The following is a 13,228-nucleotide window of genomic DNA, read 5'->3' as shown; positions in this document are numbered from 1 at the left end:
TTCAAAAAAATTAATTAGTTGTTCTTGTATCCCACCATACATGCGCATCTTGTGTATCACCGCCAGTTAATTTTGCAACGGCCGCGTTAACATTAGCACCGTTGGTATTATATTCACTTGTGGCGTAGGTAAACCTGCGAACAATTTGTTTGGTAGCATTTGTAGCATCGGGTGCAGGGGTAAGTTGAGGATAACCTGTTTTTCTCCAGATGGCCCATGCCGCGTGCCCATCAGGGTAACTGGCTAAATATCTTTGGATAGAGATATTTTTCACATTTGCAGCATTGGCGCCTGCAGAAATTGTTACACCCAACTGTGTAAAATAGGATGCTGACGGAGCCGGCCTTCCCCACTGTTCAAATGATAATTTAATACCGTTTTGATACTGGGTAGTAATATCATCCGCTGTCCAACCCAGGTTGGCAGCTTCTGCACGGGCTAAAGCAACCTCGGCGGCACTGATAAGCATAACACTGCCAGTTTCGGTACGCAGATCGCCACGTAAAATACGTGCCCAGGTAGGGTTATTATCGGTAAAGGCCAACACATTGTTTCTGGCTAAACCATAGGGTACACCAATATTTGATGTGGTAACGTTTCCAGCTACTTCACTTGCGCCGCCAAATGCATTTTGCCTGTCGTCATTTAAGGATGCGGTAAGATCCGTCATTGTTTTAGATTCAGCAAAATCCTTACGGCCATTATATAGATTCCACCATGCACTTTTATAGCCACCACCCGGATAGTTTAAATCAAAATTCTGATCATTTGAAGTAATAACACCGGCAGCTATAGCTTCTTTAACAGCTGTGGCCGCGTAACCGCTGGCAGCAGGAACTCTGTTTGATAGCTGTATGGCAACTAATAACTTAAGTGAATTAGCTGTTCTTTTCCACGAAGCAACATCGCCATTAAAAACAATATCGCCGGCCAGGGAAGAGGAGGCATCAAATTCACCAATAGCCGCGGTCAAATTGGCAATTATGCCTTTGTAGATATCTTCCTGTGTATCATATTTGGGAGTTATAGACTGTATGCCCTTTAACGCATCGCTATAAGGAACATCGCCCCATGAATCGGTAACGATCCAGAAAATATATTGTTGAAGAATTTTAGCGACAGTTGAACTGTTTTTGCTTTGATTCAGGTTAATAATATTCTGCAGATCATACAGGTTTCCGCTGTAATTACCTGTAAAAGAGTTTTGCGGTAATGTATATAGCGATGTACCTGAATATTGTGTTTCGGTAAAATATTGAGCGTACTGGCCTCCGCTTATGGCTTCAGTATTTGAAGAAGCGTAACCACCCAGTGCAGACTCCGCATTGGTTAGCAATGCTGCAGGTACCGGTTTGGTAGTAGCGCCGGGATTATCATTTACATTACCAAAGTCTTTTAGCTTTGAGCAACCCGTGCTTAACCAAATAAGCGTTGTTGCTAATGTATATATATATATCTTTTTCATTTTATTTATGTCTAATGATTTTGTAATACTTAGAAAGTTACCTTAAGATTAAATCCAAATCCCCTGGTACCTGGCCACTGAGCAGTTTCACCTTCAGTTGCAGTTATTTCTGACGGATCAAAGTCTTTGGTTTTTGCATATATCAGAAACAGATTACGGCCCGTTAACTCAAATTTTGCAGATTGAATGGCTTTACCCAATCCCAGTTTTTGAACCGGAATGTTGTAGCCAACAGCAACTTCTCGTAGTTTTATAAAGGTTAAATCATAAATATAAGGATCGTAAGTTTTGTTGTTTGTTAAACCCTGGAAGTAGGTTTTGGCATCAACATAATAGGTAACGGCTTTATTATCAGCATCAACTCCGGATACTTTAACACCTCCGCCATCGGCAACAGGATCCCGTACATTCATACCCTTATCATTAAGCGCAGCGGTGTTTGCGGTTAGTCCGCTATATTGGCCCCATCTGTTTGATAATGAAACAAATTTACCGCCGAACTGATAGTCGATATTAGCACTTAATGTGAAATTTTTAAATAGGGCAAATGTATTTTGTACCCCTCCTGTGTATTTTGGTAAAACACTACCGAAATAAACGTTAGGATCATTTATATAAGCACCGGATGAAGTTAGGATTGGTACACCATCGGCATTTCGTTTAATACCATTACCATATATCTGCCCCCACTGTTGACCCTTTTGATGTATCATGTAAGGCATATCTGAGCCCCAAACGCCGCCAACTGTAATACGGTCAACACCATATTTATTGCTAATTTCAACTATCTTATTTTCAAGTAGCTGAGCAAAGTTAACATTGATATCCCAACGGAAATTTGAAGTTCTGAACGGGGTACCTCTTAGCGATAATTCAAGGCCTTTTTTATCGATTAAACCAATATTGGTTAATATGTTCGAAAAACCACTCGCTGAATTTACAGACAGGTTATAGGGTATGCCGCTGTCTTTACCATAATAATAAGTACCTGCAAATCCAACCCTGTCATCAAAAAAACCTAAATCTAAACCAACCTCGGTTTGTTTTGTAGTGGTTCCGTGTATTGCCGGGTCAACAAATTGGTCGGGGGTCGACATCAGGATATTGCTTCCCCACTTGAATGCGTTAACACCATAAACCGTATTGGTTCTATAAGCACCAAATGTTTCGGTAGTGGTACCCAAAGCCAAAGGAATTTCACCATATGACGCCCTTATTTTACCAAAGCTTAACCAATTTTTAAATTGTGGTAACAACTCGCTGAAAACAAATGAACCACCAAATGATTTTGATAAAACAGAGTTATCGGTTGGTATCAAAGTTGAGAACCAATCATTACGTATGGTAACATCGCCAAATAAGAAGTTTTTATATCCAATGGAAGCTTTACCAAAAAAAGCACGGTATTGCTCCTGGCCTCTCCCGTTAATTACTGAAGGCTGATCTACAGAGTTTGATATGGCATATAGGTCATCAACACTTAAACCATTGTTGGTATTTGCTCCATTGGTTTTCACAATCCTATTAAAAAAGTCGCTACCAATGTTAGCATTTACAGAAAAATCATGGATCTTTTTAGTATAGTTGATCAACATTTCATAGTTTTCCCTGTTGTCATATGTAGTTAGTGTTGCATAACCACCTTTTACACCGGTTTGCGTACCGCTGTACTGTAACTGAGAGCTTGTTTGCTGCTCGTTCCAGGTATTTTCCTCGTTTTTACGATAGGTACCTTTGATGCTCAGATCATCATTCAGCTTGTATGTTAATGACAGGTTTCCGTATAAACGATCGCGCTGGCTAAGGTTGGTCCACAGTTTGCTCCATAAATATGGATTGTACCAGTAGTTACCACCATAAAATGCAGCAGGACTTGAAGAATCGTAAGAAGTCGGGTTCTGGTGGTTCCAGCTTACATAGGTTCCATCCGGAGATTTCAGATCCTGTAGTTCTTTCATGATACCCATATCCAGGTCACGGTGAAACCAGGAGTTAAATGATCCGCTTGTTGAACTCGCGTAGGCATCATTAATTTGACCATTAATTTTTTGACTGATATAATTAATATTTGCGCCAACGGTAAAATGCTTGTTCAGATCATAATTAGCATTTAAGCTAAATGTGTTTTTATTTAGATTACTATTGGGTAAAATACCTTTAGTATTTTGATTGGCGTAAGACATCCTGATATTAAAATCATCAGCAGATTTTGTAAATGCCACGCTATTGTTAAAAGAGGCTCCTGTCTGAAAAAAGTCCTTAGCATTGTTAGGCTGCGGTGTCCATTTGGCAGTTTTGAAAGAGTAGGGAGTGCCGGCAGCCCAGGCATACCAGGGAATATACTCCTGACCAACCATTTTAGGCCCCCAGCTACTATCGTCAGTATAGTCGGGGTAATATTTGCCATTTAAAGCTTTCCATCCTTCCGGGTCACCTTCTTTCCAGGTATACTTCATAAAGTCGGCAGAGGCGCCACCACCGTAAGTATTTTGATAATTAGGCAAAATATAAACGTTATCAAAGTTGGCCCCTAAGTTGAATTCAATACCAATACCTTTGGTTTTTTTACCTTTTTTGGTAGTAATAACGATAGCGCCGTATGCACCCTGAGAACCAAACTGGGCAGAAGCAGCCGGCCCCTGCAAAACAGTTATATTATCAATATCATCGGGGTTAACGTCATCAGAGTTTGGTAAAATGGTACCGTCAACCACATAAAGGGCTCCGTTGCCCCTGCCAAAGCCCGTTGCACCGCGTAGCCTTACTTCCGTATTACGGCCTAAAGCCGCTGCCGACTGGCTGCGCACCTGCACACCTGCTACTTTACCTGCCAATGCATTGTTTACGTTGGGCTGGCGGATGGTGTTCAGCTGATCTGATTTTACAACCGTTGCAGTTGCTGATGAAGAGCGGGATGTTTGCCGGGTTCCGTATGCTCCCGTAATAACTACTTCAGACAGCTGACTGTTATTTGGCGCTAACATAACATTAACAGGGCCAGAACCAATTTCAACTGTTTGAGGCAAATAGCCAATAAAGCTAAATACTAAAGTTTTGGCCGAGGCAGGCGCACTTAAAGTAAATTGACCATTTGCGCCGGTTTGGGTGCCAATTGTTGTACCCGTTATCCTTACAGACACACCAGGTAGTGGCAATCCGTCGTCTTTTGCAGTTACCGTTCCGGTAACCGTTTTGTTTTGTGCAAATACGGCGTTAATAAATAACGCGATAAAACACAAACTTGTGAGTAAGAGTTTTTTCATTGTTAAGAATCAGTTAATTTATTTCGAAATTAATGTTTGTTTGATAAATTATCAATAAAAAATGAAAATAATTTAACAAAAAGCTTATTTTATTAATGATTACATATTTTAAGTAGATTTTTTTACTAAAATATTAATAATTATGATAAATGGTTTTAGTAATTTCTATAAAATTGGCATTATGATGGATTTATTCAGAAAAAATGAGCTATAAGAATTGATTTTCCTCTGTTTTTAAATAAAAAGTATATTTTTTTTATGTTTTATTAAAAAATTCACTAAAAATTCATCAGTTTTTACTAATTAAGACTGCATTTTTTAAAAAAAACGGTGACTGAAAATAATGGAATTACTGAAATTTACCAGCCGGATTTTTAAACCAGGCAATTGTGTAGCCTGGATAGCTTATTTAAAACTCATTGTTAGTAAATAAAAGTACCGATATCACATCCCTAAGTGGATTAAAAACGGTCGCAAGAAACATAGCATCAACACTTTGAAAAAGAATATGGGCTATTATCTCGTAGGTTCAGATAGATTTAAAAGTGGGAAGTAGAATTAACCATTGCACAATAAAGTAACAAATTGCTAAATGGATGCGCTCATATTTACGGAAGGGTTAAATTTATAATTAAGTAATTTTTAACCAATAATAAACCATTATGAAAACATTTACTTATGCTATTTTGCTTCTTAGCGGCATTCTTGTTGTTACATCATGTAAAAAAAATGAGATAGAAAGCCCGGAGAACGGAATAACTCAGGACAATTCAAGTTTAGCTCTTGCTGCGGCAACAAACTTGGTTAGTCTCAAAATCACCACCATCGCGGGTCAGCCGTTTCGTACCGGGTATGCTGATGGGATAGGTAAACAGGCTTTGTTTGATCACCCATTCGGCATTGACCTGGCAGACGATGGCTACCTGTACGTTGCTGATGCTTATAATAATAAAATCCGTAAGATATCGCTATCATCTAATGCTGTAACTACCGTAAATGTCCCTAATGCAAGTGATGGATCAAGCATTAGCGGTCCATATAATTTAAGGATAAGCAAAGATGGAACGTTAAATATAATAGCCGACGAACCGCATCCGGTATGGATTGTAAAGCCCGACGGCACGGTGTTAACGCCGGGCCATGCGCCGGAAGCACGACTATCCCCGGACATTGAACGTGACCCGTCACGCGATTTTTTCTGGATGGCCGAAGTCGATTCAAAACTGGTTAACGGGCAGATTAGCCTAAAAGCCTATTTAAAGAAATTTTTTATTAACTCTTCCGGCACAATTGGCACTTCGCCTTTAACACTGGATGTTAATGCAATTGAAGAACCCGACAGAAGTGATTTTGACATTTTAGACTTTTACCCCGGCTATAATGGTGTAAAATACGTGGTAATTAACCATACTAAATTGTATAAACTCAGTTCAACAGGTGTTTTTAGCCGGATTTATAAAGACATGGATTTTCATGAGATTTATAATATAGTATCTTCAAAAGACAGCCGCACTTTATACCTTGCAGAAAGCGGGCAAATAAAGTGTATTGCCGACGGGGTACATAAGTTTTTGGCTGGCCCAAACCCAACTTATCATGATGGAAGAGATGGCACAGGTTCAGGAGCGGACATTTTTGCCGACAGGTTGGCCTTATCCAAAGATGAAAATACGCTATACTTTAGTGATATAAATACCGGCACCATAAGAAAGATGCAATTGAGATAACCGGCGATTTATTAAGCGCTAAAACAACCATATGATAGGCAACACCAAACCTGTAGGTTTGGCGTTGCCTGTTATGAGAATAAAGAATCTGCGAAAAACAGTAGTTTCTAAGGGGCCGGCTTCTTATTTCGCCAGTTCCTTCAGCGCCTCCATCCCCGGCATAAAAAAATACGCGCCGCCCTTTGTTGTTACAAAATCAGGGAGGTTATGAATACGGGTCCTGGCGGGGCAACCCTGAATGCTAAATAAGTTTGCTTCGCTCCGGTGCCCTATCAGCGGATCGGTTTCATGATCAAGCGTGGCAAAGTTCAGGTTGTTTACCCAGGTTTGCTGGATAAATTCAAATTGTCGCTCAATATTGCTGTTGATACAAATAAAGTGCAGTCCCCGCTCTTTCCCGTCATTTTTGTAAACGTCCTGGGTTCTGTCACCGTACGAGCGCCCTCGCCGGATAATGCGGTGGCGTTTCACGGTAAGTAAGGATACCGCCGGGTCATCAAACAGCGAATCCCGGGGATTGGTGCGGCGGATGTGCGAGCCCACCGGGCAGCCAAAGCCTGACTTGTCACTGGCAGCAAAGTTGAAATTATTATCTTCGTTAACGCCTGAAGGGTTAGGATCGGCATCGGGGTGATCAGTGATCGGCGCGCCGCTCTTCCATCGCCCAATCATTTTAGCGGCCAGTTTTTCCTCGTCTTTGGGGTTACTTTGACCGTTCGCGTCAGTGGTTGTTTCTTTAAGATAGTTCCAAAGGCTATGTACATGTTGCTCTATCTGTCTAAATACCAGATAGGTGCCGTTTTTGCCGAACTCCGGCATACGCTTGATTGCGGGCAGGGGATCGATCTTTTGCATTTCATTCTCATAGCCAAGCACAAATTCCCCCGCCTTAAGCTCCGTTGCATGGCCCGTTCTCCTCAGTTGTCTGGCTTTCTGGTCTGTTCCTTCAATCACAGGCTGCCCGACGCCGTCTAAAAAGCCGAAGTGCTCCTTGGTATCGGGTTGGCGACCCGCTGAAAGCGATTTAATGAGCTGAACACCGCTTGGCTGTTCAATGCCTGTTTTAATGATGGCCAACTGCTCGTCGAGCTGATCTTCATCTTTTGCAAATAATAATAAAAGCACATCAACCGGGTTTTCTTCGTTACCCCAAAACCACCTGGCCGGGGCGCTATCGCCGTCATCACCCAGTATCTGTTGCCTGGTGAGTGTGCTCATTCCTTCCTGAAAGGGTACCGAAAAGGTTATGAGCTCATCTGCAGTAAAACCAAATTTCTGGAATGCCGTGGCCGTGAAAGCAATGTTCAGGCAATAATCGTCTTTGCGGTCAACCCCCGTAGTAACTTGTGGGATGATCGTGGCCAGCCAGTTGCGGCAGGTTTTAACGTCAGTGATCTTTAAGAGAACGTAGTTAGCACAAGGCATATTCTTTGCATAGGAACTCAACACAAAGCCTTGTATGTCTGAAAAAGTTAATTGTGCCATATCAGTTAAAAAAGTTTAAGCCAATCTTTGGTTTCAGGATCAGAAAGTGTAGTAAAAATATTTTCCCTGATCGAACTGTCTTTATCAATGTTTTGTACGGTAAGATCACGATAAGCGCTGTACCATACGAGCGACGGTACCTGCTGATTACGCGCGAACGCTTTGAACCGCAATTCGTCGCGGGCGCCGTCAAGAACAAGAAATTTGGTATACGGAAATCCTTGTGTATTGCTCCATATCCCTGTAAGGCCGGTGGCCGCTTTATCAATAAAATCGTCGAGGTAGCTGGTCCAGCTTCCGTCATAATTGCTTAGAAACAGCAATTGTTTCCCGTGGTTGATGATTGACCAGTGCGCGAAGTGAATACTTGGTATCCCGCTGAGTTTGCCTTTAGTAGAAGTACGCGCGAGCAGATTAGCCCCGAACAGCGCGGCCGTTAATAAATACAGGCGAAATTTGCCTGGCTTTATGTTGGTGATACTTGCGAGATGATTTTGAGTGATCCGGTTCTCTGTACTGATCAGTAATTCGATGTCAGAAACTGATGGCGGCTGTACCAGTATAGGATCGGTATCTTCTTTGCGGCGCAAGATCACCACGATGATAATGGCCGATAGCAGTACTAACGGAAGTAAGGCCAAAGCGAGAATCGCGAACAAAATAATTTTTAGGCGTGGGATAAATTTTTCTGCAAATGTTTGGTGGGGTGGGAGCGTGCCGGACAGCACAGGATCAACCTCCTTTTTTACAAATTGCTGCATCTGCTGCCGAAGCTGCCCCGACGTTATGCTTGAAGGCTTTACGGTATTGAACAGATCATCCAGGTAAGATTGCAGCCTCTCGCGCAAAAGCTGGTTCGCTTTGATGTCTTTTGATGCCCTGCCAACATTCCCTATATGAAAGGCGTTCGGCCGTACGATGTTTGCGGTCAGGAACTCCTTTAAATTTTGGGGGTGAAATACGCTATTCTTGTACGCGGAACAGCATTGATAGATGCGGTGGAGGCCGGGCCCGGCCTTAGTCATCAGTTCATCAAGATATACCGATACCTCACCATCAAAATTGTTTTCAAATACTAAAAGGGGCGGCGTGCTTTTATCATCAGAGATAACAAAGCTTGCAAAATGCAACAAACTGAGCGACGGAAAAGGAATGTAAACGTTTGTAAGCAGGTCACTCCTGATCTCCTGGAGTACTTGCTCCAGCTCCGCTTTTTTTGATGGATCTATTTCCGTGATAAAGGTAAGTATGGTCTGCCTCATGTTCTATGCTTTAGAAACAGGTTAAGTCAACAATTTAAGAATAATAAATAGTAAATAGCAGGCTGAAGTGGTCAGTCGCCCGTTCATAATATGTCTTATAAAGATAAACGAAGTTCTTTGATAATACCTATAGCGACGGATAATAATTCGGGGTCATAAATAAAAGTAAAAGTCTGTGTATTAAAGTGTTCATCTCTTAAAATGATGGGAGGGAAAATCCCTCTTGTCAGACGGGAGAAGAAGACGGAGTGCCAATTATTTGTGCCCTGGGGATATGAAAAAGGGGCAGGGGTTATGGCTTGCTGTCGGCTTTGTTTAAGGAGCCCTGTATATCAAGTATTTGCATGAGCTTAAAACATCAGTAAGCTATTTTAACAGGAAAACGCTATTATTGCTTGTCCAAAATTTATAATTTTTTATTAATAATGTGGTTTAAAAGCTTTTTGCTAATTCTTATCCTGTCCAGTTTACATACAGTTTCATTCGCTCAGAAAAAAGCGGGTAAGCTCATTAATGTACTTATTGTTGATGGCTTTAGCAATCATGATTGGCGCCAAACCACCAGGATAGTTAAGCAGATTTTAGAGGGAAGCGGATTATTCAATGTAAGTGTTTCTACCGCACCTGAAGTTCCTGAAGATGTTTTATGGGCTTCGTGGGAGCCCAATTTTAAAAAGTATGATGTAGTTATCCAGAATACCAACAATATACAAACCCCCAAAATACGCTGGCCTAAAAGAGTACAACGGGAATTAGAAGATTATGTAAGATCGGGTGGCGGATTGTATATCCTCCACTCAGCTAATAACGCTTTTCCCGACTGGATGGAGTATAATAAGATGATCGGTTTAGGCTGGAGACCCAAAACATATGGTTATGCTTTGGTGGTTGATTCGCTGGGTAAGATCATACGTATACCACCCGGTGAAGGGCAGGATACTTACCATGGTGATCGTAGTGACCTGACGATACATGTATTAACCGATCATCCCATTAACAAAGGCTATCCCAAAGTGTGGACAACACCAGATGCTGAATTATACAAATATGCCCGGGGTCCGGCTGAGAATCTTACTGTTCTATCTTACGCCCATGATCAGGTTACCGGTAAGAACTGGCCGGTAGAGTGGATTGTAACATATGGGATGGGAAAAGTTTACACATCCAGCATGGGACACTTATGGAAGGGTGACATTTACCCTGTTGGTTATCGCTGTATCGGTTTTCAAACCACAATGATCAGGGCGGTGGAGTGGCTGGGAACAGGTAAAGTGACCTACCCGGTACCTGCCAATTTTCCGACTGCGACAAGAATAAGCGTTCAAGAGGAGCATTTAGAAAACTAATTGTAAGGCTTTTGAATTGCAATGTAGCCGTTGTTAGGCAATTTTCGAACTATTTTATGGAAGATTTGAAGAAGATTGGGCTTATTTAATGGTGAGGTGATAACACCATAGGTGTTGGGAAGAAATAAAAAGAAAGCTTGGGCCTAGTGCGATTCCTTCCTTGGGGAAGGGGGAGGTAGGGGTTTATTGAACATTACAGGTTTAATCGCACGTATAAACCCCTCCCTGCCATTTCACAATCCACGGCACCCCTCCCAAGGGAGGGAATATATACTGCAATTACAATCTTCCGAACACCTATGGTGATAACACCAACCATAAGCTAATACCTATAGCTATAGATAATAATTCAGGGTCATGAATAAAAGTAAAAGTCTGTGTATTAAAGTGTTCATCTCTTAAAATGACGGGAGGGCAAACCCCTCTTAACCAGCCGCTAATGTCATATTAAAATCGAATTCCGGTCACCCGTTCATCATGACTGCCGCAACTTGCATTTTCTTTAAAATGTTTTCCTGAGCTTAGCGTCTACATTAATATGTACACATACAAAACGCATATGGAAAGTAATTACTTAACACTTAATGGCGACTGCCCGGCCGTCATGGTTAATGCTCCTGATACAGAACAAGAGCTGGCAATACTATTTTTGGACATCCGTAATTTTACCGGGCTTATGGAATCGCAACAAGGCCAATCGGTAATCCAGGTTGTGCGCCGTTTATTTACCGCGTTTAACCAGATCATAAAAAACTTCCAGGGCAAGGTTGTCGAAGTTGCCGGTGACAATCTGTACGCGGTTTTTGGTTTACAAAGCAATTTGAGCGAAGCAGTGAACCATGCTTATCAGGCTACTAAAGTCATGTTTCAAACCATTAACCTGTTTAACGAAGCCTATACTATACCCTATTATGATGGCCCGGTGGAGATAGGTGTCGGCTTGCACGCGGGAAAGGTATTTGTAGGAGAGTTCGGGCTGGATAATCCCGCAGCTTTGTCGGTGATGGGACTGCCCGTGAACGTCGCCTCCAGGCTCCAGGCCAAAACCAAGGCGCTGAATAATGACCTGCTTATTTCGGAAGACGCTTACCGGTTGTTAGAACCCGATGGTAAGGTAGCCGATCAACAGACGGTTTGTTTACAGGGCATATCGCAGGGCATGCAAATCCGTTTAGCCGGAAAGCCATATCGCAGTAACCGTTATTTAACCAGTTCACAAGCGAACATTGACTATTTACTGGCCATTTCCGGATAAGGGAATTTATGTAGCTTAAGCCGGCAATATTTTTACAAATAACTCAGCCACCATTTTCCTTTGTTGGCCTGTTTATAAGCGTCATAGCGTTTACATAAAGGATATAAAGCGATCACCAGTCCTATCCAGATCAGGTAAGCAACCGGTAACGAGAATCCATAACCTTTCAGATCTGTGGTAAACCAGATAGGTTTTGTTAAGACCCATATTTTCCAGTCCTGGCCAGGCAAGAGTGCCGATGCAATGATTGCCACCAAATGGATCACGTAGATATGTATGAGATAATAGAACATGGGCACCCTGCCATATACAGAAACAACCTTTACTACAGCTCCTTTTAATTTTTCGGTAAACGACAGGAATAAAAATGCCCCGCCCAATGTCAGTAATACGTATAATAGCGATGGTGGATATTTATTTACTTTGATAAAGGACAGGAAGGTAAAAAAAGCATTTTTTTGTACACTCCATTTTACCGGGTCGCCATACAGATTTGTGTAACGCAGCACGATGAACGAGGCGATGGCAAAACAACCCAGTATCAACAAATTTCTTTGCCTTTTTTGAATATTGTAGTCTGCAGTATACCACGAACCAAGACAATACCCCAACGGCATTATAGCCACCAGCGGAATAATGGGGTAGCCTACCAAAAGAATTTCCTTATGCCAGGTAAAGAACCGCTGGTCATGAAGCAGTGACCAGACAAAAGCCGGCAGCGAATTACCTGCCACATGAATATTATCTAACAGATTATGGCCCGCCACTATTATAATACAAATACCAAGGATCAATTTTTTAGGCAGATGAATCAATGCAGCCAACACAATCATACTTATGCCCAGCGCCCATATGGTAATAAAGAGAAACATAGGGAATGTAATGTTGAAATTCCAGCCAAAATTAACCACGATCATTTCGAGAAAGATGAGCCACAGCCCCCTTTTTAAAAGGAATACAGATAATTCATTTTTAGTTTTCTTTTGCCCGATAAGGTATGCGGAAGTCCCAGCCAGCAGCATAAATATGGGTGCGCAAAAATGAGTGATCCATCTTGTAAAAAATAAAATACCACTTGTTTTTGTAAGATCAAGCGGATCAAAAAGAAATGAGCCTGAATATAAATAATCCCTTACATGGTCAAGGGCCATAATGATCATAATGGCGCCGCGAAGAAAATCAATAGATGTTATCCTGTTCTTTATAATTGTGTTCATTCAGGTTTTAGTTGAGTATAAAAGTAGTGCTTTTGTAAATTGAATTTTGACAATGTTCAATTTTGTCTTTAAATATTACAGCGGCTTGATCATTTGCTGCAGCCCAATGATTCCGAAATATCCTTTTCAAATAAAGTTCTGTTAACATACCAACAGTTATCTTGCAAAAAGAATCCGCCTTTCTTCTTATCAGGCAGAGGGGTGTTTA

At 41.6% G+C, this 13,228-nt stretch carries 8 protein-coding genes; 3 read left to right on the top strand and 5 right to left on the bottom strand.

The window, feature by feature from the left end; all coding sequences use genetic code 11:
• Nucleotides 1-10: 10 nt before the first annotated feature.
• Nucleotides 11-1,465: a SusD/RagB family nutrient-binding outer membrane lipoprotein gene (locus M2273_RS23585; protein ID WP_429400239.1), complete on the bottom strand. Its 1,455-nt coding sequence runs from the start codon at nt 1,463-1,465 to the stop codon at nt 11-13.
• Between the two features lie 29 nt (nt 1,466-1,494).
• Nucleotides 1,495-4,728, bottom strand: coding sequence for a SusC/RagA family TonB-linked outer membrane protein (locus M2273_RS23580; protein WP_429400238.1), 3,234 nt, complete (start codon nt 4,726-4,728; stop codon nt 1,495-1,497).
• Nucleotides 4,729-5,390: 662 nt separating this feature from the next.
• Between M2273_RS23580 and M2273_RS23575 the strand changes: the two genes are divergently transcribed.
• Entirely contained in the window at nt 5,391-6,455 is a 1,065-nt protein-coding gene (locus M2273_RS23575; protein ID WP_429400237.1) for a hypothetical protein, read from the top strand.
• A gap of 123 nt (nt 6,456-6,578) precedes the next feature.
• On the opposite strand, the gene M2273_RS23570 is transcribed toward M2273_RS23575, so the two are convergent.
• Nucleotides 6,579-7,940: a Dyp-type peroxidase gene (locus M2273_RS23570; protein WP_429400236.1), complete on the bottom strand. Its 1,362-nt coding sequence runs from the start codon at nt 7,938-7,940 to the stop codon at nt 6,579-6,581.
• A 5-nt stretch (nt 7,941-7,945) separates the two neighbouring features.
• Nucleotides 7,946-9,202, bottom strand: coding sequence for a hypothetical protein (locus M2273_RS23565; RefSeq protein WP_429400235.1), 1,257 nt, complete (start codon nt 9,200-9,202; stop codon nt 7,946-7,948).
• A gap of 425 nt (nt 9,203-9,627) precedes the next feature.
• On the opposite strand from M2273_RS23565, the gene M2273_RS23560 reads away from it, so the two are divergent.
• Both M2273_RS23560 and M2273_RS23555 read left to right on the top strand, forming a co-directional pair.
• Complete coding sequence (locus M2273_RS23560; protein WP_429400234.1) at nt 9,628-10,548, top strand: ThuA domain-containing protein; 921 nt, start codon at nt 9,628-9,630, stop codon at nt 10,546-10,548.
• Nucleotides 10,549-11,107: 559 nt separating this feature from the next.
• Complete coding sequence (locus tag M2273_RS23555; RefSeq protein WP_429400233.1) at nt 11,108-11,803, top strand: adenylate/guanylate cyclase domain-containing protein; 696 nt, start codon at nt 11,108-11,110, stop codon at nt 11,801-11,803.
• Nucleotides 11,804-11,835: 32 nt separating this feature from the next.
• On the opposite strand, the gene M2273_RS23550 is transcribed toward M2273_RS23555, so the two are convergent.
• Entirely contained in the window at nt 11,836-13,020 is a 1,185-nt protein-coding gene (locus M2273_RS23550; RefSeq protein WP_429400232.1) for a DUF1624 domain-containing protein, read from the bottom strand.
• Nucleotides 13,021-13,228: the final 208 nt, after the last annotated feature.

This window comes from Mucilaginibacter lappiensis (assembly GCF_050433765.1).
In the GTDB taxonomy this organism is placed as follows: domain Bacteria; phylum Bacteroidota; class Bacteroidia; order Sphingobacteriales; family Sphingobacteriaceae; genus Mucilaginibacter; species Mucilaginibacter lappiensis_A.
The sequence above is the reverse complement of the archived record's forward strand: the minus strand, read 5'-3'. Positions and strand labels throughout refer to the sequence as shown.

What these genes read in the sequence shown, in the direction of transcription:
- M2273_RS23585 (WP_429400239.1), bottom strand. Translation starts at nt 1,465, where the DNA reads ATGAAAAAGATATATATATATACATTAGCAACAACGCTTATTTGGTTA.
- M2273_RS23570 (WP_429400236.1), bottom strand. Translation starts at nt 7,940, where the DNA reads ATGGCACAATTAACTTTTTCAGACATACAAGGCTTTGTGTTGAGTTCC.
- M2273_RS23560 (WP_429400234.1), top strand. Translation starts at nt 9,628, where the DNA reads ATGTGGTTTAAAAGCTTTTTGCTAATTCTTATCCTGTCCAGTTTACAT.
- M2273_RS23575 (WP_429400237.1), top strand. Translation starts at nt 5,391, where the DNA reads ATGAAAACATTTACTTATGCTATTTTGCTTCTTAGCGGCATTCTTGTT.
- M2273_RS23550 (WP_429400232.1), bottom strand. Translation starts at nt 13,020, where the DNA reads ATGAACACAATTATAAAGAACAGGATAACATCTATTGATTTTCTTCGC.
- M2273_RS23555 (WP_429400233.1), top strand. Translation starts at nt 11,108, where the DNA reads ATGGAAAGTAATTACTTAACACTTAATGGCGACTGCCCGGCCGTCATG.
- M2273_RS23565 (WP_429400235.1), bottom strand. Translation starts at nt 9,202, where the DNA reads ATGAGGCAGACCATACTTACCTTTATCACGGAAATAGATCCATCAAAA.
- M2273_RS23580 (WP_429400238.1), bottom strand. Translation starts at nt 4,728, where the DNA reads ATGAAAAAACTCTTACTCACAAGTTTGTGTTTTATCGCGTTATTTATT.